Annotated in this window: 20 protein-coding genes and 4 pseudogenes; 11 read left to right on the forward strand and 13 right to left on the reverse strand. The window is 69.1% G+C overall.

All coding sequences use genetic code 11. The annotated features are described in order from the left end of the window. The first annotated feature begins 158 nt into the window (after positions 1-158). Positions 159-2,072: an ABC transporter ATP-binding protein gene (locus AB0D04_RS05895; RefSeq protein WP_362699786.1), complete on the forward strand. Its 1,914-nt coding sequence runs from the start codon at positions 159-161 to the stop codon at positions 2,070-2,072. Positions 2,073-2,250: 178 nt separating this feature from the next. Continuing rightward, the gene (locus tag AB0D04_RS05900) at positions 2,251-2,778 is read left to right on the forward strand and encodes a CGNR zinc finger domain-containing protein (RefSeq protein WP_362699788.1); all 528 of its coding nucleotides are present in this window, start codon (positions 2,251-2,253) and stop codon (positions 2,776-2,778) included. Positions 2,779-2,838: 60 nt separating this feature from the next. Here the strand turns inward: AB0D04_RS05900 and AB0D04_RS05905 are convergent. The 6 genes and pseudogenes from AB0D04_RS05905 to AB0D04_RS05930 all read right to left on the reverse strand — a co-directional run. Further along, positions 2,839-3,216, reverse strand: a pseudogene (locus tag AB0D04_RS05905) (MOSC domain-containing protein); the annotation flags it as partial. A gap of 41 nt (positions 3,217-3,257) precedes the next feature. Then, a complete protein-coding gene (locus tag AB0D04_RS05910; protein ID WP_362699790.1) occupies positions 3,258-3,755 on the reverse strand; it encodes a DUF427 domain-containing protein in 498 nt (165 codons plus the stop codon). 8 nt (positions 3,756-3,763) lie between these two features. Beyond that, the gene (locus AB0D04_RS05915; RefSeq protein WP_362699792.1) at positions 3,764-4,015 is read right to left on the reverse strand and encodes a DUF427 domain-containing protein; all 252 of its coding nucleotides are present in this window, start codon (positions 4,013-4,015) and stop codon (positions 3,764-3,766) included. A gap of 221 nt (positions 4,016-4,236) precedes the next feature. Then, entirely contained in the window at positions 4,237-4,701 is a 465-nt protein-coding gene (locus tag AB0D04_RS05920; protein WP_362699794.1) for a hypothetical protein, read from the reverse strand. A gap of 192 nt (positions 4,702-4,893) precedes the next feature. Then, a pseudogene (locus AB0D04_RS05925) lies at positions 4,894-5,070 on the reverse strand (alpha/beta hydrolase); the annotation flags it as partial. Positions 5,071-5,969: 899 nt separating this feature from the next. After that, entirely contained in the window at positions 5,970-6,302 is a 333-nt protein-coding gene (locus AB0D04_RS05930; RefSeq protein WP_362699795.1) for a hypothetical protein, read from the reverse strand. 477 nt (positions 6,303-6,779) lie between these two features. On the opposite strand from AB0D04_RS05930, the gene AB0D04_RS05935 reads away from it, so the two are divergent. Together AB0D04_RS05935 and AB0D04_RS05940 are read left to right on the forward strand one after the other, a co-directional pair. Further along, positions 6,780-7,523 carry a DUF2071 domain-containing protein gene (locus AB0D04_RS05935; protein WP_362699797.1) on the forward strand — a complete coding sequence of 248 codons (744 nt, stop codon included), beginning with the start codon at positions 6,780-6,782 and terminating at the stop codon, positions 7,521-7,523. A gap of 213 nt (positions 7,524-7,736) precedes the next feature. Beyond that, positions 7,737-8,462, forward strand: a complete 726-nt coding sequence (locus AB0D04_RS05940) for a DUF899 family protein (protein ID WP_362699912.1) — start codon at positions 7,737-7,739, stop codon at positions 8,460-8,462. Positions 8,463-8,925: 463 nt separating this feature from the next. On the opposite strand, the gene AB0D04_RS05945 is transcribed toward AB0D04_RS05940, so the two are convergent. Both AB0D04_RS05945 and AB0D04_RS05950 read right to left on the reverse strand, forming a co-directional pair. Beyond that, entirely contained in the window at positions 8,926-10,065 is a 1,140-nt protein-coding gene (locus AB0D04_RS05945; protein ID WP_362699799.1) for a PP2C family protein-serine/threonine phosphatase, read from the reverse strand. A gap of 99 nt (positions 10,066-10,164) precedes the next feature. Continuing rightward, complete coding sequence (locus tag AB0D04_RS05950; protein ID WP_362699801.1) at positions 10,165-11,151, reverse strand: NADP-dependent oxidoreductase; 987 nt, start codon at positions 11,149-11,151, stop codon at positions 10,165-10,167. Positions 11,152-11,279: 128 nt separating this feature from the next. Here AB0D04_RS05950 and AB0D04_RS05955 point away from each other — a divergent pair, with 128 nt between their 5' ends. After that, complete coding sequence (locus AB0D04_RS05955) at positions 11,280-12,251, forward strand: helix-turn-helix domain-containing protein (RefSeq protein ID WP_362699803.1); 972 nt, start codon at positions 11,280-11,282, stop codon at positions 12,249-12,251. A gap of 323 nt (positions 12,252-12,574) precedes the next feature. On the opposite strand, the gene AB0D04_RS05960 is transcribed toward AB0D04_RS05955, so the two are convergent. Then, positions 12,575-13,147 (reverse strand): 2'-5' RNA ligase family protein, encoded by a 573-nt coding sequence (locus AB0D04_RS05960; RefSeq protein ID WP_362699804.1) that lies wholly within the window; start codon positions 13,145-13,147, stop codon positions 12,575-12,577. A gap of 376 nt (positions 13,148-13,523) precedes the next feature. Here AB0D04_RS05960 and AB0D04_RS05965 point away from each other — a divergent pair. Both AB0D04_RS05965 and AB0D04_RS05970 read left to right on the forward strand, forming a co-directional pair. Then, positions 13,524-13,778, forward strand: a pseudogene (locus tag AB0D04_RS05965) (hypothetical protein); the annotation flags it as partial. Positions 13,779-13,843: 65 nt separating this feature from the next. Beyond that, positions 13,844-14,341: pseudogene (locus AB0D04_RS05970) on the forward strand (GNAT family N-acetyltransferase); the annotation flags it as partial. A 691-nt stretch (positions 14,342-15,032) separates the two neighbouring features. Here AB0D04_RS05970 and AB0D04_RS05975 read toward each other — a convergent pair. Beyond that, positions 15,033-15,167 carry a hypothetical protein gene (locus tag AB0D04_RS05975; protein WP_362699806.1) on the reverse strand — a complete coding sequence of 45 codons (135 nt, stop codon included), beginning with the start codon at positions 15,165-15,167 and terminating at the stop codon, positions 15,033-15,035. 81 nt (positions 15,168-15,248) lie between these two features. Between AB0D04_RS05975 and AB0D04_RS05980 the strand changes: the two genes are divergently transcribed. Further along, positions 15,249-16,346, forward strand: a complete 1,098-nt coding sequence (locus tag AB0D04_RS05980; protein ID WP_362699808.1) for a PP2C family protein-serine/threonine phosphatase — start codon at positions 15,249-15,251, stop codon at positions 16,344-16,346. Between the two features lie 389 nt (positions 16,347-16,735). Beyond that, the gene (locus AB0D04_RS05985; RefSeq protein WP_362699914.1) at positions 16,736-17,074 is read left to right on the forward strand and encodes a response regulator; all 339 of its coding nucleotides are present in this window, start codon (positions 16,736-16,738) and stop codon (positions 17,072-17,074) included. Here AB0D04_RS05985 and AB0D04_RS05990 read toward each other — a convergent pair. From AB0D04_RS05990 to rho, 3 genes are all read right to left on the reverse strand, one after another. Continuing rightward, positions 16,971-17,291 carry a DUF4387 domain-containing protein gene (locus tag AB0D04_RS05990; RefSeq protein WP_362699809.1) on the reverse strand — a complete coding sequence of 107 codons (321 nt, stop codon included), beginning with the start codon at positions 17,289-17,291 and terminating at the stop codon, positions 16,971-16,973. The genes AB0D04_RS05985 and AB0D04_RS05990 overlap by 104 nt on opposite strands. After that, on the reverse strand, positions 17,288-18,658 hold the full coding sequence (locus tag AB0D04_RS05995) for an acyclic terpene utilization AtuA family protein (RefSeq protein WP_362699811.1): 1,371 nt from the start codon (positions 18,656-18,658) through the stop codon (positions 17,288-17,290). Before AB0D04_RS05995 ends, AB0D04_RS05990 begins: the two co-directional genes overlap by 4 nt. A gap of 225 nt (positions 18,659-18,883) precedes the next feature. Beyond that, positions 18,884-19,984 (reverse strand): transcription termination factor Rho, encoded by a 1,101-nt coding sequence (rho, locus tag AB0D04_RS06000; RefSeq protein ID WP_362699813.1) that lies wholly within the window; start codon positions 19,982-19,984, stop codon positions 18,884-18,886. A gap of 483 nt (positions 19,985-20,467) precedes the next feature. On the opposite strand from rho, the gene AB0D04_RS06005 reads away from it, so the two are divergent. Both AB0D04_RS06005 and AB0D04_RS06010 read left to right on the forward strand, forming a co-directional pair. Next, complete coding sequence (locus AB0D04_RS06005; RefSeq protein ID WP_362699815.1) at positions 20,468-21,211, forward strand: class I SAM-dependent methyltransferase; 744 nt, start codon at positions 20,468-20,470, stop codon at positions 21,209-21,211. A gap of 298 nt (positions 21,212-21,509) precedes the next feature. Continuing rightward, entirely contained in the window at positions 21,510-22,043 is a 534-nt protein-coding gene (locus AB0D04_RS06010; RefSeq protein ID WP_362699817.1) for a nucleoside-triphosphatase, read from the forward strand. Positions 22,044-22,241 lie beyond the last annotated feature (198 nt).

A 22,241-nucleotide genomic window follows, 5' to 3' on the forward strand; every position in this document is an offset into this window, starting at 1 on the left:
CGCCGATTCGCTCGGGCCCGGCGCGCTTCCGCAACGGCCCTGGCTGCCTTGCGCATCGCTTTCAGGGCCTCCCGTAAACCCCGTGCGCATTCCGCTAGCGCGCCGCTACTATCCGTTGCTTCCCTCTTCCGCCATCCTGCCGCCACAGGAGTACGCCTATGCCCGAAGACACCAGCAGCGATACCGAACCCGGCGAGAAAACACAGACCACCGTCCCCTCACAAGCCGCGCCGCCGGCGGAAGAACTCGGCTTCCGGCGCCTCGGCATCAAGACAGACTTCGGGAACGTCACCACGTTAGCCATGGCCAAACGGCTGCCGCGGCTCATGCGGCAGGCCATGGCCTTGGGATGGCGCACCCACAAGAAGTCCGTGACCGGAATGATCGTGTGCGATGTCGCCGCCGGAGCCATGGACGCCTTCGGGCTGCTGGCAACGACCAGCGTCATCACCTCACTGATCACCGCGGGCGATATGGCCGCCCGCCTCCGCGAAACCGCGCCGGCCCTGCTCCTGCTGATCATCGCCGTCGGGCTGCGGACGCTGTGCCGGCTTACCGCGAACTGGCTCGCCGACCGCATCGCGCCACTGGTGGCCCGCGAAGCCGAAATCGACCTGCTGACCGCCGGCACAAAGGCGGAGCTGGTCGCCTACGACCACCCTGGCTACAACGAACGCTGGGACGCGGCCGACCGCGGCGCCGACGTGTCCCGCGACATCGTTTTCGAGGCCCGGCAGGCCATCTCGGCGATCATGTCGTTCCTCGGCGCGACGACCGTCATCACCGTCATGCACCCGCTGCTTCTGCCGCTGCTGTCCCTGGGGGCGCTGCCCCGTGCGGTTTCCGCGATCCGTGCCGCGCGCGTTCAGTACCTCGAGTCCCGCCACACCGTGAACGAGCGGCGCCTGCTGTCGCTGCTGCGCTCGAGGATCATCGACAAACGGTACGCCGACCAGATCCGGTCCGGCACGATGTTCCGGTTCCTCTTCGGCCGATACCGCACCACCTCGGCCAAGGTGCAGCAGCGCATGCAGACGGCGGCTTGGCGCTCCGCGCTCATCAACCTTGGCGGCGCTGTCATCTCCGGTCTGTCCTCCGGGATCATCTGGGGCGCCCTCGCGTTGCTGCTGGCCTCGGGGCAGATCTCCGTCGCCAAAGCCGGGACCGTGGTCCTGGCCATGCGGACCGTGTCGACTGCCATGTCGTCCCTCATCTCCGCCTGGGCGCGCCTGTTCCGCACCGGCATGTACATGGACGACTGGTCATCGTTCCTCGAGGAGGCCGGAGGGCACCAGATGCGGCGCGGTCAGAAGGCCCCGCCGTCGAGGCCGCGGGTGTTCACCGCTGAGGACATCGTCTTCACCTACCCGGGTGCCCAGGCCCCGGCTGTCAACGGCGTGTGCCTGTCGGTCGGTCGCGGGGAGATCGTTGCCCTGGTCGGTGAGAACGGATCGGGGAAAACCACCCTCGCCAAGCTCATCACCGGCCTCTACCTCCCGGAAAAGGGCTCCATCACCTGGGACGGCATCGCCGTGGACGACATCGACCCCGAGGAGCTGTGGCGTCAGGTCGCCCACGTCCCCCAGGAATACGCCCAGTGGCCGCTTACGGCCCGCGAGAACATCAACCTCGGCCAGCCCCGCGCAGACGATCCGCAGGCCCTCCACAAGGCCATGGCAGCCTCCGGCGCCGACCAGGTCATCGGGGAACTCCGCTCCGGCCTGGACACCCTCCTGGCATCCCAGTGGTGGGGCGGGCAGGAACTCTCAGGCGGTCAATGGCAACGTGTTGCCCTGGCCCGCGCCTTCTACCGGCAGGCTGATCTCCTCGTCATGGACGAGCCCACCGCAGCCCTCGATGCCCGGTCCGAACACGGCGTGTTCGCCGGCCTCCGCGCCCTGGCCCGGACCCGCGGGGTCCTTCTGATCACGCACCGCCTCACCAACGTGGCCTCCGCCGACCGCATCATCGTCCTCGACCACGGCCAGATCGTCGAACAGGGCAGCTACCGGCAGCTGCTCGAAGCCAACGGGCTGTTCGCCGAACTTCACCGCCTTCAACACGACCGCTGAGGAGACCAGTTGAGCGCATGGGGGCGGCTGGCCACGAGGACGAGCGGGGACAGATCGCGCTCTTGCAGCACACCCTCCCGATCCGCGGCCAGATCCTGTCCCTGCCCGGCGGAAGTCTTTGGTGGTGAGCATTTCGACCCCCTTGGGTTAACCTATAAGGGTGGCTTTGGAGGTTAGAGTGAAGGTTGCGTCGCCGACGGACACGGAACTGCTGCTGGACCTGCTGAACACCACGCCGGTCGTCGATGGCCACCCGCGCGACGACATCGGCGACATCGACGTCGGACAGCGGTGGCTTGCCGCTCACGGCGAGCCGAGCTCGGCCGAGGAGTGGCGCACCGCGCGGGAGGTGCGTTCGACGCTTCAGGCCGTAGTCCGCGGGGAGCGGCCCCCGGGCTCCGTGGCGCCGTTCGTAGCTGGTGTCAGCTGCCGGCCGACGGTCGAAGGCGCCGGCATCGCCTGGAGTCTGGACCTGCCCGAAGGGCGATCCGCCGCCGCCAGGGCTGTGCTGGCGTGGGGTGCTCTCAGCGCGTCCAGCCCTGGCAGGCTGCGGCCGTGCGCCAACCCCGAGTGCCGGCTGTTCCTGCTCGACCACAGCAAACCGAACACCGCCCGGTGGTGCGCGATGGCCACGTGCGGCAACCGCATGAAGGCGCGGCGGCACTATGAGCGAACCCGGGATGCTTCGTCACGGCGACAGCAGTGAGAGGACCAGAAGCTGCTGTCGGCCCGTTGTCTCTCCCAGCGGCCCGCCAGGCGTGCCGCCCAGGCCGCGGCGTGCACAGGTGACCCGGGGCTGGGTGACCTCGAACTCGGCCTCGCCGATGCGGTAGCGGTCGCCGATGCACACCTCGTCGTCGGTCAGGCCGTCGACGGTGAGGTTCTCCCCGAACTGGCCGTACTCGAAGTCGTCGCGTCCGAAGTGCTGTTGCCAGTACCGGTAGGACTGGATCTGGTAGACGAGTACCGCCCGCTGCTCACCGCCATGGCCCTGCGTGTCACCCTGGCCGTCGCCGTCGATGTTGAGCCGGCGCACCATCGCGGGGCCGGGCACAGGGTGTTTCCACACGCCGGTGTAGACGGTCCTGCCCTGCCAGGACACGTTGCGCGGCAGGCCGACGTTCACCGACAGCACGAGGGGCAGCTGCGCTTTCCCCTCTGCGGCGATGGCCTCTCTGACGGAGATCATGAATGCGGTCCCGGAAACGCCTCGTCGAGCGTGAGGTCACGGTCGACGCCGTGCGGGACCACGCCCTGCCCGGGCTCCAGACGCAGCCGGGTGCCGTCGAGCTGTACCTCGGCCTTGTCCGGTTCGAACGACACCAGCCCGGAGATACGGCGGACCTCGGTCCAGGCGTCCTCGTACGACCATGCCGCGCGACGGGCTCCGGCGATGTCGTAGTAGCTGGCCAAGCCCTTGTACGGGCAGAACGTTTGGCCCTCGGCGGCCGTGAGCGCGGACTCGTCGACATCGGCACGCGGGACGTACGAGCGGGGCGCGAACCCGGACTCGTACAGCACCAGCGGGCGGGTGGTGTCGGCAATGATCCCGTCACCGCCGCGGACGACGAGGTGGCGGCTGGTCCGGCGGATGTCGATGCGGTGATGGCTGTCGGCGGCGTGACCGACGATCCGCTCGTCTTCTTCGCAGAAGGCGTCCATCGCCCGCCACGCGAACGCCACGCGCCCCTTCAGCTCGCAGGCGTAGCCGGGCAGTTCCGTGTGCCGCCAGGCCGCGCGCGGTGTGCTGCGCTCGCCGTCCGGGCGGTGTACCAGGTCGTCGGTCTGAGGTCACGGTGCCGGGTGGTGTGCTCGGTGGGCTGCAGAACGCCGTCGGTGATGTCGCTGAGGGGGAAGTAGGCCACGGGGCAGCGGCCCGGCTCGTGCAGCACGCCGACGTCTTCGCTGTCGGCGATCCAGGCGCCGCCGAAGCGAACCCGCATGCGCCGACGCAGCGGCTCGGCGAACGGCATCCGCTCGGGCAGCGGACCGGGGACCAGGAACCGGCCGACCGCGCACGGGGCAATCGGTCCTTGCTGCCCGGAAAGGCCATCGTTTTGGTCCTTCCGGCGACGCCCGGACACGTGTCGGCCCGGGCGGGAATGTCAGGTCAGCGGCTCGCTGCCGTCGACGTGCAGCGTCACGCCGGCCAGGAAGGCGCTGGTCATGGCCAACGGGCCGGCGTCGGCGATGTCGTCGGCGGTACCGATGCGCCGGGACGGACCCCGGGCGCCCATATCGGCGAAGTAGTCCGCTTTGCCATGCTCTCACCAAGAGCATCCCGGGCACCGGCGTACGGCACACCCGGAGAGGTGGCGCTGACCCGGCTCGGGGCCAGTTCCAGGGCGAGCGAGCGGGCCAGGACGTAGGCGGCGCCGTTGGCGAGGGCCACGGCCAGGGTCCCGACCGCGGTCTTCGCCGCGGCGACACCGGGGAACAGAGGGAACGACCCGCCGGGGCTGATGCACAGCGCCAGGTGCTCGGCCGGCATGAGCGGGCTGATCGCCTTGGTGCCGAACGAGCGGCGGACGCCATCCCGGTCCAGGTGGGCAATGCGACCGCACGCCTGTGCCGAGGCGGTGGACACACCATGGTCGACGGCGCCGAGCCGCTCGCGAAGGGCAGCCATGGATGTCTTGCCGGTGAGGTCGGCGGTTTCGGCGGTACGGCGGGCTCGCCGGCGTAGGCGGCGGCGAGCTCGTTGTGGCCCCCCCTGCGGCGATGACCTGCGCTCCGGCGTCTCGGGCGGCGGCAGTGGACGCGCGGGCGATCCCGCCGCCCCGCCCGACGACGAGCGCGGTCCGGTGTTTCGCTGTTCCGGTCAGGAGAGTGTCCGGTCGAGGAATTGGCGGACGGTGCCCGCGGCCGCATCAAGGTGGCTTTCGAGCAGGAAGTGGCCGCCGTCGAGCAGGCAGATCTCAGCGCCGGGAGCGTCGTCGGCGAAGGCGAGCGCGCCCTTGGGGCGGAAGATTTCATCGTTGCGGCCCCAGACATGCATGGGGGTTATGGCAGGGTGTGCCCGCGCTGCCTGCTGGACGAGGCGCGGCCACGTCCATGGCCCGCGGCAGCGGGCTGAGCCCGCACTGCTTCGGCAAGCTGATCACTCCCCTGCGCCGCGAGGGCGCGCCGACCAGGCGCGGCGGAACAGGCGCGGCGGAACAGGACCGGCGCCCGGTAAGCGCAACGACTGGCGTCCGCCACGCCATGCTCGGCATCGCCCGCCTGGCCGCTTCACATCGTTGTGCGACCAGAAGGATGCGTAATGCACCCGGAAGTCATTGCGCACAAGTACCGCGCGCAGACCGGATAATTATTGGGTATACGCCTCGGCAAGACCGGGGCCGCGCTGTCGACTCAATGACCGCATGAGGAAACCCGGTTCCACGGAACGAGAGCGCTCATCGCATCACTGCCGATACCGGACCGGGCAAGGTGATGCGGAATTTCCCTCGATGACACCTGCCATCCCCAACGGCAGTGACTCAGAATGCCGCATCGGGCCACACACCGACACGGCCAAGGAAAGACGGGAGACAGGCATGCGCGCACGCGGGGCGCAAAGCCTCACCGTAACTCTGCAACTCGTGAGGCCAGCCCGCGCGAAGGGGGACCGGCCTCGACGTTATCCAGTAGGGCCGCTGGCCTCAGAAACGACCTCCTCGGCCGAATCCGCCTCCACGCCCAAAGCCGCGACCAAAGCCGCGTCCGTATCCACGACCAAAGCCGCGTCCGCGTCCGTAGCCACGTCCCCGTCCGTAGCCGCGTCCGCCCCAGTAACCATCCCAATCGTCGCAGTCATTCCGCCGACTGAGAGGTAGTACCGTTCGGAAGCTCATGTCCGCCTCCTCGAATCCCTTGAATGGTGGCCCAGCCACTCCAGTTGGACCGCTCTCCACGCTACGCCGTAGCATGAACCGAAACAAACGGCAAAGGCTGAAAGTTCATGTAATTTTTCACATCGGGATGGAACGTAAAGTGGCCACAGGTTGCTCTCTGGAATTTCCAGATCCCTTTCAGGCCAAACGAATTCAGCACAATCACCCGCCCCGCGCCGCTTCGGCGAGCGGCCGTAAAAGCCGGTAGCGGTCGGCGACCAGCCGTTGTGTGCCGGTCATAGTTCAGCCCGATGCGTGCACAGGCACCCAGGGGCGAGGTTGGTCTCCCTTGCTGGTCATACAACTGGTTTTGTGTAGTGCCAAGTTGATACGGAACGATGCGGGCGCCGGCCATGTGTGGCTCCTACCGACTTCACGGTGGCTGGGGCGCGGGTGGTGAGGCGCAGCCTGGTTCGCGGCTCGCGCCCTCCGCGCCCCGGCCCGGTATCGGGAACGGCCACCAGGGTGGCTGGTGTCCGGAGCCCAGAGGCGCGGGTGAAGTCTGTGCTGGTGAGCGTGGGCAAGGTGGCGCTGAGGTAGGGATACGTGCCCGCCGTCAGCGCGTCGCGCAGGTCTTCCGGGTCCGCAGCAGTGACAGCGGATCGTGCGACGGGGCAGCACCAACTCGGTGCGCTACCGGCGGCAAGTGCTTCCGGCGGCAAGCGCTTCCGTACGAGCGCGGTCGAAGGCCGTGCGCTGGACCACCACTGGCCGCAGCGCAAGGAGATGGGTGGCCGATCGGTGATCCCGGCCTGTTGCGGGGCCCGAGCTCCTGGACCTCCCCCAAAGGGCCGCCCCGCACCGCAGGTCCCCTGTCTGTCATCCTCGGGCTGTGCAGAAGCCCACTCCTGTCACTTCCGACGCGCCCGCCACGATACCCACGCCGCTTCTCACCCAGCAGTGGCTCGACCTCGCCTTCGTCCACTGGGCGGTAGAACCGGAGGCGGTGGCGGGCCTGTTGCCGCACGGGACCGTCCCCGACACCCACGGCGGCGTCACCTACGTCGGGCTCATCACCTTCCGCATGCACAAGGTCGGCTGGTTCCGGCTGCCCGGCGTTCCGTACTTCGGATCCTTCCCGGAGACCAACGTCCGCCTGTACTCGGTGGACGCGCACGGCCGCCGCGGTGTCGTCTTCCGGTCGATGGACGCCTCACGCCTGATCCCGGTAGCGCTGGGACGGATCGGTTTCCGACTGCCGTACCTGTGGTCCCGCATGGCCGTGCGGACCGCCGGCGACACCGTCACCTACACCAGCTCCCGCCGCTGGCCGGGCCCCCGCGGCGCGTACAGCCGTCTCACGATACGAAGGGGCGAACGGATCGACGGGCCGACCGAGTGGGAACACTTCCTCACCGCCCGCTGGGGCATGCACAACCCCTTCCCTGACGGAGCCGCATACCTGCCCAACCCCCACCCACGCTGGCCCCTGTACCGCGCCGAGTTGATCCACTGCGAGGAGAACCTGATCACAGCGGCCGGCCTGCCTGCACCGAACGCCGCCCCGGTGAGCGTCCTGTACTCCCCCGGCGTCCCGGTCCGCCTCGGCCGCCCCATGCGCCGGCCGACCGCCTGACCTCCCGCTTCCAGTCGCTCAAGGGCGAGCTCGGCCGTTGCTGAAACGGATCTCGTTGGCACCATCGGGGTGTCCTGAACACGCCACAGAGGCCGGTGTGTCGGCGCGGGCCCGAGAAAGTGTCGACTCGCCGGGCAATGGGCGTCCTTGCAGCCCGTGCATTCATCCCGCACGCTGCACGCGGTCAATGCGGTGGAAGGAAGCGTGAGCAGCATGGTCTTTCCGGGAGAGTCGGCGGACTATCGCGCGGCCCGCAACCGGCTCCTTGAGCAGGAGATCGAGTTGCGTCGCGTCACCGAGGCGGTGGCGGCAGCCAGGCGTGAGCTGCCCCCAGGCGGGCCGGTGCCGGAGGACTACGTCTTCCAAGGCCAAGGCACTGACGGCGCCCCTGCCGAGGTGAGGCTTTCGGAACTGTTCGCATCGGGCAATGACTCGCTGGTCATCTACAGCTACATGTTCCCGCGCCACCCCGGCGACAAGCGACCGGGGCCCAAGAGCGGTCGTACAGCGCAGCTGAAGCCGGAGGAGGGTCCGTGTCCCTCCTGCACGGCGTTGCTCGATCAGCTCGACGGTGCGGTTGAGCACGTTACCCGGCGCGTGAACTTCGCGGTCGTCGCCAGGGCCCCGCTCCCGCGGCTCCTCACGTTCGCCGAAGAGCGGGGCTGGCGGCGACTGCGGCTGCTGTCCTCGGCCGGCAACACCTACAGCCGCGACTACCTCGGTGAGACGGCCGAGGGATCAGCGATGCCGATGCTGAATGTCTTCCGGCGCGAGGGCGGGGAGGTCCGCCACTTCTGGGGCTCAGAGATGCTCTACGCACCCACCGATTCCGGCCAGGGCCCACGGCACGTGGGCACCCTCGAGCCGCTCTGGAACATCTTCGACCTCACCCTCGAAGGACGCGGCGACGACTGGCACGAGCAGTTGAGCTACTCATGACGCCGCGCGGGAGTGAGGACCGCAGGAGGCGGTTGCATCAGCCCCGTCCTCGCGGCCCTGCTGCGCAAGACCAGCAGCGTCGCCGTCGTCAACAACTCGGTATTTTGGTCAGCAACACCGCTCACGTGCCCGGCACCCGCGGCCGTCCTGCACGTGGCCCCACTCGAAGACCGCCGCGTGCAGGGTGAGCCGGATACCTCGCCGGGCAGCCGGTGGTGACCCCGAACCAGGTGCCGCCGACTCCCTGTCCGTTGACGGCGCACTCGCCGTCACAGTTCGACGCGGACGGCCACCGGCGTCGTGGCGGGGCCGCCCGGTGTGTTCGCCCGGTCGCCGGTCTTGGGCCGGGCATTGTTCTGCCGCGCGGTGCCGCTCCGGAAGCCCGCCTCGGACTGTCCCGACTGTCGGACGCCCTGACTCTCGCCGGGACGTTCCGCTGGGGAAGCGGATACTCCGTATCGCTTCACGCCCCTGCGGCCGGGAGGCGTTCGACGGCGACCATTGCGGCGTCGTCGCCCAGGTATCCGCCGGAGTGGGCCATCAGATCTCCGCACAGGTATCGCAGGAGGGGCTGGGGTCTGTCACCGTCGCTCTTGTCCAGCCAGGAGGTGATCCGCTCGGCCAAGGGGTAGAACGCGCCGGACGTGTCGCGCGCCTCGATGACACCGTCGGTGTACAGCAAGACGACGTCGCCGTCCTCGAAGGGGAAGGACTCCACGGCGAAGTCGGACCGAACGAATTCGGTGAGCCCCAGAGGAAGCGCGGGCTGGCTCGCTTCCAGCGGCTTGACCCGCCCGTCCCTCAGCAGCAGAGGAGGGGGATGTCCGCAGTTGACCAGACAGAGGACTGACTCGGTGTCAGGGACGTCCAGGACCGCCGCGGTGATGAAGCTCTCTCCCTCGTCGGCGCGCCTCTGACGCTCGGTTCCTGGGTCGGTCAGCTCGGAGGAGACCGCTCCCTCCAGGTGGGCGACCAGGACCGGCAACTCGGCCTGCCGGTGCGCGGCGGCCCGGAAGGCGCCGAGGACGAGGGCGGCGTCCCCGATGGCCTCCACTCCTTTTCCCCGCACGTCTCCGATGATGATCCACGTCCCCTGGGCGGTACGGGCGACGGCGTACAGATCGCCGCCGATCTGCGCCTCAGCCTCGGCGGCGAGATAGACCGACGCGATGCGCAGCGGGCCGACGCGCTCCGGCAGGGGCCGCAGTAGCACTCCCTGGGTCGCCTCCGCCACCGACCTGAGTTGGGTCAGTTCACGCTCGTGCCGCTCACGGCGGTACGCGAAGAACGTCACGAACGCTGAGATCAGGATCAGAGCGGTGATCTGGAAGGAGTGGTTGAGATCCGTCAGGCTGGTCCGCAACACGGCGACGACCGCCTGGGCGAGTACTGCCACCACGCCGATGAATGCCGTCATACGCGGGCTGCCGAACGATGCCGTGATGGCGGGAGCGGCGACCAGGAACGGGCCGAGGTGGACGTCGGGCGGAGCCAGGATGTCCACCACCGTGACGATCAGGATGAGCAGAAGCGGTACCGCCACCAGAGCATGGCTCGCCCGCCACGGCCGGCGATGCGCCCCACGGAGTCGCCGAAGGTCCATGGCCCCTGCATACACCAGGCGGGACCTGGCCTTCCCGACGCCATGCCAGCCGCCGCCTGTTCCTGACCGAACAACGGACCTCGCCTAAAGCCCCATGCCTCAGGGCTGCTCGGGGTCAGGGGTGAGCGTCAGGACGATCTTTCCGGTGGTGCGGCCGGTTTCGCCCAATGCGTGTGCCTGAGCGGCCTGTTCGAGGGGAAACACCGCGTCGACGATCACCCGCAGGCGGCCGTCCTCGACCAGGGCGCTGATCTCGCGCAGCCCCTGCTGGTCGGGTTCGACGAGCATGAACACCGCTCGTACCCCCGCTTCCTCGGCCTGCCGGACGGGGAAGGTGTCGTCCAGCGGCAGCAGGGAGAGGAGGATGCCGCCCTGGCGCAGGGTGCGCAGGGAGCGTGTCCAGTTGGGTCCGCCGATGCCGTCGAGGGCGACATCGACGTCGCGGACGGTGTCGGCGACGTCCTGGGTGCGGTAGTCGATGAGCTCGTCGGCGCCGAGCGTGCGCAGCAGGTCGTGCTTGGCGGCGCTGGCGGTGGCGATGACGTACGCGCCGCGGGCCTTGGCGATCTGCACGGCCAGGTGACCGACACCGCCGGCCGCGGCATGGATCAGCACGCGCTGCCCCGGCTGGACCTGAGCGGTGTCGACCAGGGCCTGCCAGGCGGTGAGCGAGGCCAGCGGCAGAGCTCCGGCCTGGATGGGGTCGAGGCCGCGTGGGCGCGGGGCGAAATGACGGGCCGGTGCAGTGACGTACTCGGCATACGCGCCTGCCGGGTGCGGGAAGCGGGGCATCCCGAACACCTCATCGCCGGGCTGGAAGATCGTCACGCCGGGGCCGACGGCCGCGACGACTCCGGCCACGTCGAAGCCGAGCGTGAACGGAGGCGTCGCTCCGGTGGCGAACACGCCGCGCTCACGGGTCTTCCAGTCGGCGGGGTTGACGCCCGCCGCGTGCACGCGGACCAGGATCTCGCCCCGCCCCGGCTCCGGTCGCTCGGTCTCGACGACCTTGAGGACATCGGGGGCTCCGGCCCTGTCCTGGGATACGGCGCGCATGGTCGAAGGGGCGGTGATGGGCTGGGTCATGAAGGGCTTCCTTCTCCGGGGAGATGCAGTGGGGTCTTGTGCCGCTGGTCTCGGGCACGGCACAAGACTGGCTGGTCGGCAACGCCCCTGGTGGTGGTGTGATGGCCATGTCCTGAAAGGATCTGGCCATGCATCGTGTTGGCGTTCTGGCCCTGGACGGCGTCGTCCCCTTCGAGCTCGGCATCCCCGCCCGTATCTTCAACGCCGCCCGCGACAGCGACGGCAACCCGCTCTACTCCGTGACCACGTGCAGCCTGGACGGCGGGCCCGTGTGTGCCGATGGCGACTACGGCCTCGCCGTCTCGCACGACGCCACCCTGCTGGCCACCGTCGACACCGTCGTCGTCCCGCCCTCCCACCGACTGGGACCGATCCGGGAAGAAGGCCGCCTGCCCGGCCCGCTGCGTGATGCCCTGGCCGCCATCCGGCCGGGAACGAGGGTCGTCGCGATCTGCACCGGCACCTACGTCCTTGCCGCTGCCGGCCTCCTCGACGGCCGTCCCGCCACCACGCACTGGCGCGAAGCCGACCGGCTGCAGCGGATGTTCACCAGCACCCGCATCGACCCCGACGTCCTCTACGTCGATGACGGCGATGTCCTCACCTCCGCCGGAGTCGCCTCGGGCATCGACCTGTGTCTGCACCTCGTCCGCCGCGACCACGGCAGTCACATCGCCAACGAGGTCGCCCGCTCCTGCGTCGTACCGCCATGGCGCGACGGCGGCCAGGCGCAGTACATCCAGCGCCCCGTGCCCGATCCGTCCGCCGGCAGCACCGCGGCCACCCGGGCATGGGCCATGCAGCACCTGACCGAACCACTCACCCTGTCCGACCTCGCCGATCACGCCAACATGAGCGTGCGCACCTTCAGCCGCCGCTTCCGCGACGAAGCCGGCACCACGCCCGGGCAGTGGCTCACCCGGCAACGCGTCGACCTCGCACGCCACTTCCTCGAGACCACCGATTGGCCGATCGACCTCGTCGCCCACCGGGCCGGATTCGGCACAGGTGCCTCCCTGCGCCACCACCTCCACACCGCCATCGGTGTCAGCCCCCAGGCGTACCGCCGCACCTTCCGCCCTCAGCAGGCCGCTGCCTGACCGGAGACCGCACGACCCGACGATGCTCCCGAACCCGGTGGACATGCTCGGCGTCGGATTGTTGCCGGGCCTGAGCCTGTATCGCCTCGATGGTCTTCTGGGCGCCTGTGCCGGCGCCGCGCAGGCGTACCCAGCCGACCCGCCGCGCTTCTTGGTGGTGGCGGCGAAGCAGGTGAGCCGGTTGTCGTCGACATCGGTGAAGCGCAACTGGTCTCCGGGGCGGGCGGTTGTGGGGTTGTCAGCCGCAGGTCGCTCGGCCGGCCGGCCAGCAGGCGTCCCGCGATCTCAAGCACTGGAGTTCGGCGCGACAGCGACCAGGACCGTCAAACGCTCTCATGCTCCAGCAGTCGGCGGACCTCGCCCGTGCCCAGCGTGATCACGGCCCGGGGCCGCATGGGTCCCTCGCCGCGCCGGGACAGCAGGACCACCTCCTCGACCACGGCCGACAGTGCGCCGAGCCGGCCGGCGCACTCGGCGGCCAGGGGCCGCGGATCCTGAGTGCGGCCGAGGGACAGATGCGGGGTGAAGCGACCGCCACGCCCGCGGCAGAGCGGGAACCGCGACCCCAACGCCCGGTGCAGACCGGCCCACGGCCCCAGGCCCGCCGCGGCCGGATCGAGCCACACGGTCGCGTAATGCCGGTGCCGGAAGTACCGCACGCCGACCAGACGCGCCGCGAACGGCGCACTCTCCGCCGCCCCGGCGGAGAGCAGCGGCACACCCCGTGCGAACTCCTCCTCCGGTACGAAACCGAACAGCAGATTCACATGCGGCGGCCACCGCCGCACCTGCGGATCATGCTCCCAGCGGATCTCCTGAATCGCCGGCCACAGCCCCTGCGGCGGCAGCCACGCCACCGCGGTCCGGGCCGTCGGCGCCGCCTCGAGTACGTCCACCGGCTCGGCCCCACCGAAAACCGGATTCCAGCCCACACTCGCATTGTCCGAGCCGCGCCTGAATCGCACGAGCCGGCGTGCCCCGCACCGGCAGGCTGGACCGGCCATTCCGGTGGGTGGCGCGGAGGGCCTGCTGTCGCGAAAAGCCTCCGACGTGCGATCTCCCGCCCGGCAGAGGCTCTCCCCGTGCCGCAGTCGGCGGTGTCTGCCGACGTGCCGTCCTGGGGCGTTTCGGAGGCGGAGGGAAACCGGTCGAAAGCAGTGGTGCCGACGACCGGTTCCGTGGCGGAGTCCGCGGCGCACGCCTGTGAGGTGGCGCGTACCTTCTGGTGTGTGTCGGTCTCAGGCATGGGCAGGGGATCCTCCTGCCAGCGGGGTGGGCTTGCTGATCAGCGCGCTGTCGTTCACGGGGTCTGCTTCGTCGAGGGCGGTCAGGAAACGCGGTACGCACGGGTCGATCAGGACCTGGACCGGACAGATCGATCGATCGGTCGGTCGGTCGGTCGGTCGACGTAAGGATTTCCGCGCCATCGCCGAGACCACCCGCCAACTCGCCGGCGTCACGATCAAGACCCTTCGCCATTACCCCCGGCTCGGCCTGGTTGACGAACCGCGCCGCGACGGTTCCGGCTATCGCCGCTACGGGTCGTCCGACCTGCTGCGGTGGGTCCAGGTCCGGACGCAGCGCCGACGCTCAGCAAGCGGATCCGTCTGTACCGTCTCGGCACGCTCACCCCACCGGGGCCGCGCCCAGAGGGCCGGGGTCGAGTCGTGGGCGAGCAGGACCATGAGCAACTCGTCTGCTGGTGCGGCGAGTTCCTCGACGCGGTCGGAGAAGTCCCCGCCGTGGACGCCGGCTCCTGGGCCGACTCGCGCTTCGCCGACAAGCACTTCACGTTCTGGGAGACCCCGGACGGCACTCCCGTCTCCATGGCGGGCTCGACGTCGATGGTCAGCGGCATGATCCGGGTGGACCCCGTCTACACCCCGGCTCATCTCCGGGGTCGTGGCTACGCGGGCGCGGTGACGGTCGAGGTGAGCAGGGCCGCGCTGGCCGCAGGCGCGACGGAGGTCGTGCTGTTCGCGGACCCTGCCAACCCCACCAGCAACGCCCTTTACCAGCGAATCGGATACGTCCCGGTCACCGACTTCGCCGCGTACAACTTCTCATGTGCCGTGCCGGAACTCAGCTAGGAACTCTGGAGGGATCCGCGATGGGCACAGCGAACACCTCTGTGCCCATCGGGGAATGCGCGGCCGACACCTCGCTGAACGTCATCAACAAACGTGCGGCGTAGAACACCAGCAGTCCGTTGGCGCGAGAGTGGCCACGCTGCCAATGACGCCCGAGGGTCAGATGCCGAGGTCAGGGGCAATGATGGCGGCGGCGGTCGCGGACTGCAGGTAGGTGGTGGTGGAGAGGGAAGCGGGGGCTGATGACGGGGGTGGTCCAAGGCGACCCGTCGAAGTGCCGGCCGAGTTGGGATGGGACGGCCACAGGGTCGCCGGGGTCGGCGATGTTGACCCATCGGAGGTTGGCGACCTCGTTGATGACGCGCTGCTGTTCAAGCCCCCACAGCATCGTGTTAGTGCCTGAGAGCCGGCCGCGCCGCTCGATCTCGGAGCCGCGCCCGCCGTCGTGGTAAGGGTGCGCGTACTGCCCCCACCCTGGTCGTCGAGGTGGACGGGCTGTCCCGCATTCTTGATCATGTACTGGCATCCGGGCTGAACCGGCACCATCGCTCCCTCGTCTTGTAGGGGACCTCCCTGCCAGAAGGCGGCGCCGGGCGAATGACTGCCTGGCACCGCCGGGGCGGCGGCGCGGGCCACGGCGGCCCGCACCAGGCCAGGACGGTACGCGTGACAAACCTGCCAGGGCGCACGTTCAGCGTTCGGCCCCCTCGTCGTCGTCATCGAGCTCGACCGCGTCCGGATCACGCAAGGGCCGGAGCGTGCCACTCGCCGGGGTGGCGGCGGTGAAGGCGTAGCGGCCCCGGGAAAGCTCAGCCCCGCTGACCATCCGGGTGCACAGTCCGGGGCAGGTGGCCGACTCGAATCCGCCACAGCGCTATGTCCACTTTGCATAGATATTCTGTGAAGCGTGATCGAGTCTGGACGGCCGCGCCACCGTCGTCGCCACGGACGGGGGCTGCTTGTGCTGCTGTCGCCGGTCATCCTGACCGTCGTCATCGCCGCCTTGGCGTACGCCACTCCGCCGGAAGTGGCCTTCAGCCGCCTCCTGCCCGCGGCGCCGGCCCTCGCCGCCGCTATGTGGCCGGTGCTCCCCACCATCCTGCTGGGGACGGCCTCCTTTCTTCTGATGATCGGCCTCGGCATCGTGTTTCCCGGCCTGGGGACGTGGTGGACGGCTGCGGGGATCATCGCGGTCACCGTGGCGGCCGCGTACGGAAGCCATGTCCGGCTCCAGCGGGAGCGGACCCTCTTTCAGGTGCGGCTCGTCGCCGACGCGGCGCAGCAGGTGGTGCTGAGTCCGATGCCGCGCCGCTTCGGGGACGTCGAGATCGAGTCGCTGTATCTCGCGGCCGCGGCGGAGGCCCGGATCGGCGGGGACTTCTACGAGGTGGTCGACACGCGGTACGGGGTCAGGCTGCTCATCGGTGATGTGCGGGGCAAGGGCCTGCCGGCGGTGGGGGCGGCCGCGGCGATCGTCAACGCCTTCCGGGAGGCGGCCTACGGCGAGGCCGACCTGGTCAGCGTCGTGCGCCGACTGGAGGCCAGCAGCACCCGTTACAACGCCGCCTTCCCCCCTGAGGGGCCGATGGAGCGCTTCGCCACCGCCCTGCTCGTCGAGATCCCGCACGGGGGCGGGCGTATCGAGATCCTCAACTGCGGGCACCCCCCGCCGCTGCTCCTGAACCGCGGGGAACTCCGTGTCCTCGAGCCCACCCTTCCCTCGCCGCTGCTCAACCTCGCGGAGCTGATGGGCGATCACTACACCATCGACACCTTCGGCTTCGCCCCCGGCGACCTGCTGCTTCTCTATACGGACGGGGTCGCCGAGGCCCGCGCCCGCGACGGCGAGTTCTTCCCGCTGGCAGCCTGGATGCGCCGACAGCCCCCGGCGCCGCCCCGCGAGCTGCTCGCGGCTCTTCACCGCGACCTCCTCCACTACAGCAGAGGGCGCCTTGACGACGACATCGCCGCCCTCGCCGTGCGCCTGTGTGAACCTTCGGAGTAAGCGTAAACGGCGGATAGGTGGCCATCCGTGCCCGTTGGGTTTGTACGAGGTCATCGGCGATCGAGTGGCGCACGCCTACGACTAGAGCACTTGTTCGGATTTCTGGGCAAGGGACACGCACCGTTGCTGTAGCCGGCAGCCCGCATAGGCGCCACACACGATTCGACCGCATCGCGGGACACCATCGAAAGATCCCGGGCTGGATTCTTGCGCTCTGAGAAGGCGCGGGAAGCGACCATTCGGCAGATGAGCGCGGCTTCCCTCTGCACCAAAGTGGACGCCTCGAGAGGCGTCAGCCCCTCCACCTCGGGCGTCATGTGGCGCCGACACTGGTCGTCGAGGACGCGCGGTCGCTCGCCGACGTAGTCGCCGAGGGATTGCGGGATCAGGTGATGGCCGTCGACATCGCGTACGACGGTCTGGACGCCGCCGCCAAGCGAGACCAGAACGCGTACGACGTGGTGGTCCTCGACCGCGACCTGACCGGCATCCACGGCGACGCGCTCTGCCAGATGATCACCGAGCGGCACGATCGCGTGATGGTGCTGATGCTGACCGCGGCCGGGGCGCCGGGCGACCGGGTCAGCGGTCTCACCCTCGGAGCCGAGGACTGCCTCGCCGTCCTCATGGGGTCGGCAGACGCATCGCCAGCAAGGGGCCGTGCTGCTGCGCCCCATAGACATCACATTCACCGACGTTCCCGGAGACGAGAGGGCGGCGCAGGTTGATCTTCACGGCCTTCGCCGGATCGTAGAAGATCGGCTCGCTGACGTCGTCGACGGGCACCTGGTAGAGCTCCGCCACCAGGGCCCGGTGGATGGACCGCTGCCGCTTGACGAGGTCGTACTGCTCCTGGGCCGTGAAGATGATGTCGAGGGTGAGTTCGTACGGTCCGGAGTTCTTGCTGCGGATGACGTCGGCGAGTTCGGTCAACGGAGCGGTCACGAGTGGTCTCCGGGGTAGTCGAGGTACGTGATCGGGAACAGCGCGAGCGGATCGTCGGCCGTCATGAGGTGGTAGACGCTCCACTCGTAGACGGCGCCGGCGTGGAAGTCGGACGGGGAATAGGGAAACGCCAGATTGCCGGCCGTGGACAGGCGCCCGGGGTAGCCGAAGTGCAGCATCGTGGAGCGGGCGAAGCCGCAGAGGGTGTCGGCAAGGTCCTGGCTGCCGGCGACGGCCTCGATGACGATGCCGACTTCGTGGCCTTGTGGCCGGGGCGAGGGCTCGAGCGAGCCCATGCAGCCGTCGGCCCCGTAGACGCGCACGAGCAGGTCGTAGCTGCCAGGTGCGATATCGGGGAAGTTGTCCGACACGCGGTCCCGTACGCCCTGGACGATCGTGTCGATCTCACGGATGAAGAACGGGTCCCGGGCGCCGGCCACCGACACGGTACGGTACCCGCGCAGCCGGGCGCCTTCGAGCTTGACCGCGAAGGGCTGAGCGATGTGGCGGGAGCCGGAGACGCGCACGCGGCGCTCGTCCTCCGGCGTGAAGACACAGTCGCTGAGGTCCAGGTATCCGCCGGGTCCGGGCAGCCGGCAGGGGTCGCTCTTCTCGTAGAGCGTGTGCGCGGCCACCGATGTGGGGGTGCACCGTCGAGCCGGGTTCAAGGGCTCGAGGACGAAGTGGTCTTGGCGCAGCGTGCCGAGCATGCAGTCGCTGCCGCTGCCGGGCACCGCGGCGATTGCGGCGCATTCCAGGATCTTGCTCATATGCAGGGCCAGTCCCTCGTCGAAGCCGTGCAGCAGCGGCATCGCGGCGAACACCGCCGGATCGTAGGCGCGCCCGGCAAGGACTACATCGGCGCCGCCGCGCAGCGCGGCCACGAGTGGTGCCGTGCCCATCTGCGCCACCAGGTGCCTACTGGCGTGGACATCCTCGGCGGTGAGCTGCGGGCCGTGCGGAACCGCGCTGATCCGGCCGTCCCGCAAGGCCTGGAGGACGGTGCCGTGGTCGATGTCGGCGGGGATCACGGCCGCGCGCAGGCGCAGGGCCTGCTCGGTGGCGATCTCGTCGACGATGTCGCGGAGCCACGTCAGGTGCGGGGCGGCCCCGGCACCACCCGCGGACCCGATGACCACAGGGATGCCCAGGCTCTGCCCGGCGTGGATCATCCGCTCCAGATCGCGCTTGACCGCCGTACGGTCGGTGAACGATTCTCCCGCGCCCAGGTAGTACGGGCCGGGGTCGGTGGAGCCGGCATCGGCGGCGATGACGTGGGGTCGGTGGGCCAGACCGGCTTCGAACGACGCGTCGGGGAATCCGTAGCCCAGGATCGCCGTGGCGGACAGCACGCGAATCTCGTCCATCGCGCCTCCTGAAGAGGGTGGTCGGTGGCTGCGGCGCCCTGGGGCCCACAGCTCGGTAGGAACACATGCGCCGTTGGCACGGCCGGCGAACAGTACGTTGTCGCCGAATCCGTTGCCGAGGCGATGAACAGTAGGTGACCAGGAGAATGTAACCAGCAGTATGTAACCTGCCCGAGGAGGGTCATGCGCCAGGTCCGCCAATGGCCGGTGTTCGTGTGGGGGCGATCATGGACCTGGGGCGATGTGCCGCAACTGCTGCAGGAATGTCGCGTTGTCCGGCGTCCGCCGGACCTGGTCGAGCAGAGCTCCCGTGTTCAGCCGTTCGTCACCGGTCCGCAGGGCGCGTCGCAGTTGGCGGGTGGCCGTCAACTCCGCTGTCGAGAGCATCAGTTCCTCGCGGCGGGTGCCGGAGGCGATGATGTCGACCGCTGGGTAGATCCGTCGTTCCGCCAGCGTGCGATCCAGACGGAGTTCCATGTTTCCGGTGCTCTTCAATTCCTCGAAGAAGTAGTCGTCGGCACGGGACCCGGTCCCCACCAGGGCCGTGGCGAGAATGGTCAGCGAACCGCCCTCCTCTGTGCGACGCGCCGCCCCGAAGAGCCGCTTGGGGCCGTGGAGCGCGGCGGCATCGACGCCTCCGCTCAGCGTTCGGCCGCCGGACGCGGCGGCATTGTTGTGCGCCCGGCACAGCCGGGTGAGGGAATCGAAGAGGATCACGACGTCCTGCCCGTGCTCGACGAGCCGTTTGGCGCGTTCCACCGACAGGTCGGCGAGCGCGATGTGCTCTTCCGCCGACCGGTCGAAGGTTGACGCGAGCACCTCTGCGCGCACGGAGCGACGCATCGCGGTGACTTCCTCCGGTCGTTCGTCGATCAGTACCACCATCAGCCGGCATTCGGGGTGCTGGTCGGAGACGGCGGCGGCAAGTTGTTGCAGCAGCACTGTCTTTCCCGTCTTGGGCGGCGCGACGATCAGCCCGCGCTGCCCCTTGCCGACCGGCGCGACGAGGTCGACGATGCGCGCGGTGAGCCCGCCCGCCGCACTTTCGAAGCGCATACGGTCTCGCGGATGCAGCGGCGTGAGGTCACGGAAATGCGGCCGGCCGCGCAACGTCTCCGGCAGGCGGCCATCGACCGACTCGACCTCGGTGAGCGACCGCTGCCTGCCGCACGCACCCACGACGAAATCGCCTTTGCGGAGGCCGATTTGACGGATCAAAGCCGAGGGCACCCGGACGTCATCGGGTGAGGAGACATACCCCTTCCCCCGAAGAAAGCCGAGTCCTGACCTTTCGTCGACGATGTCCAGAGTCCCGGCCGCCGGCACGGGGGGTCGTGCGGCGGTCGGCTCAGCAGGACGGACAGAAGTGCCGTCGGCAGCAACGGCGTTGGTGGCGCTGACGGACTGGGAAATAGACGCAAACGTACTGGTCATGGGCGTGAGTGCCCTTTCGGGACGTTGGTGTATGGACTGACCTGGAGGAAGGCCCGGTGTGGGAAGGCGGAGCGGTGAGATCACGCCCCGCGCCCGGCAGGCCGTCAGATAGGCCCGCAACCGGAAAGGAGGTGTTACAGAATCGCTTGGCTGCGAGTGTCGAAACAGTCGGCACTGTGTTGGGTCGCCGTTCGAGAAGGACGGCTATGCAGCAGCGACATGAGAGGGAAGACGGAACCGGCACCGGATTTTGGTGCGCTCAGGTTCGTTCCTCTCGCAATATAACACTGCGCGCGGCCGATCCAGTGAAGAACAGATCGGAGTCGATCCGTCCTGTGCCGCAGTACGGATCGGAACGGTCCTATGCTGAGGGAGATGTTCGCACCCCAGGGCCCTACATTGCGTGAGCTCGCCGTTCAGGCGCTGTCCTCCGTCGAGCGCGGCTATGACCTGCTCGCCCCCACATTCGACCGGACTCCGTTCCGGACCCCGGAGTCGGTACTGACTCCCGTCTCCCGAGTGCTGCACGAGCTCGGGCCGTTCGGCAGTGGCCTCGACCTGTGCTGCGGCACCGGCGCCGGCATGGACGTGCTGCGGCAGGTGTGCCGGGAGCGGGTCACCGGTGTCGACATCAGCGCGGGCATGCTCGCCGAGGGGCGTGCCCGTGAACGGAGCACACCCACTGCACCGCGCGTGGAGTGGCTGCGCGCGGATGCGCGGTCCCTCCCGTTCGGGCCGGTCTTCGATCTCGTGGTGAGCTTCGGCGCGTTCGGGCATTTTCTGCCCCGCGAGCGGCCGGGGCTGTTCGCGCAGGTTCGCTCCGCGCTGCGCCCCGGCGGCCGGTTCGTCTTCCCGATCGTTGCGCCGGCCCGGCCGGGATCGCCCGGCTACTGGGCCTTGCTGGCCTTCGACGCGGCAATGCGGGTGCGCAACGCGCTGTGGCACCCGGAATTCGTCATGTACTACCGGACGTTCCGCCTCACCGATGTACACGCAGAATTGACTCGGGCCGGATTCGACGTACAACTGCACGCGCTTCCGGAGCTCGGCCGACGCCCCGACGGCAGTCCTCGGTGCCGGTTGGTGGTGGCCACCTGGGGCGGACGCGGCCCTAGGTGACAGCTTCCGGTGAGGGGGAAGTGCAGCTTCCATGAGCCCAAGCTCGGCACGGCATACCTCGGAGACTTCCCTCAGGTCTCCAACTCCCGTTGTCGCTACGGAACTTCGGATTCCGCACCGTCGCTGTGCTGGGCGGACACTACACAGCACACGGGTGGCGGCATGAGTACCACCAGCAAGTCTCCGTACAGCGCGCGGCGGCAGAGCCAGCACCAAGGCAGGCAGAACACCCAATTGGCCGAGTGCGCCGACCAGCACGCCGGGAACCTCGTACGACACACCCGACATGGAGCACACGATGCCGACGAGAATCCTGCTTGAGGGACGCCCCGGCGCGGGCAAAACGACCGTTGTCCGGCGGCTGGCCGCGCTGCTGCGCACCCGTAGGGCCGTCGGCTTCACTACGGAGGAGATCCGGCAAGGCGGCACCCGGACCGGATTCGCGCTGGAAACACTGGAGGGCGGTCTGCGCGCCGTCCTCGCCCACGTCGACCTCCCGGGTCCACCGCGGGTGGGCCGGTACGGCGTCGACCTGGGCGTCATGGAGCGGCTCGCCCTGCCGGCGCTCAGGTCAGCAGCAGCGGGTCCCGATCCTGTGGAGCTCGTGCTGATCGACGAGCTCGGGCGTATGGAGCTGGCATGCACCGCGTTCCAGGACGTCATCCGGTGCCTGTTCACGTCCGGCATCGACATCGTCGCCACCGTCCACGCGAAGAGTGACCCGTTCACCGACGCCCTCAAGCGGCGCACCGACATCGAACTCGTGCAGGTGAACCGGGCGAACCGTGATGCCCTCCCCGAGGATCTGGCACTGCGGCTCGAGAGGCCATGACGACCTTCGCCTGAGCACGGCAGCCGAGGGCACCGGAGCGTTCGTGCAGCTTCCCGAGCCCTCAAGCACATCGCCGTCAAGCTCTCCAAGACCCGCAAGCGGGTGACGTTGCCCTGGAATCGGGGCTTCACCCCAGAGCACGGATCGCCGCGCGTGGCGGGTACTGCTGCTGCCGCTCCGCGGATTGCCGGCGCGAGG

The sequence above is a fragment of the Streptomyces sp. NPDC048483 genome (genome assembly GCF_040651455.1).
Lineage (GTDB): Bacteria > Actinomycetota > Actinomycetes > Streptomycetales > Streptomycetaceae > Streptomyces.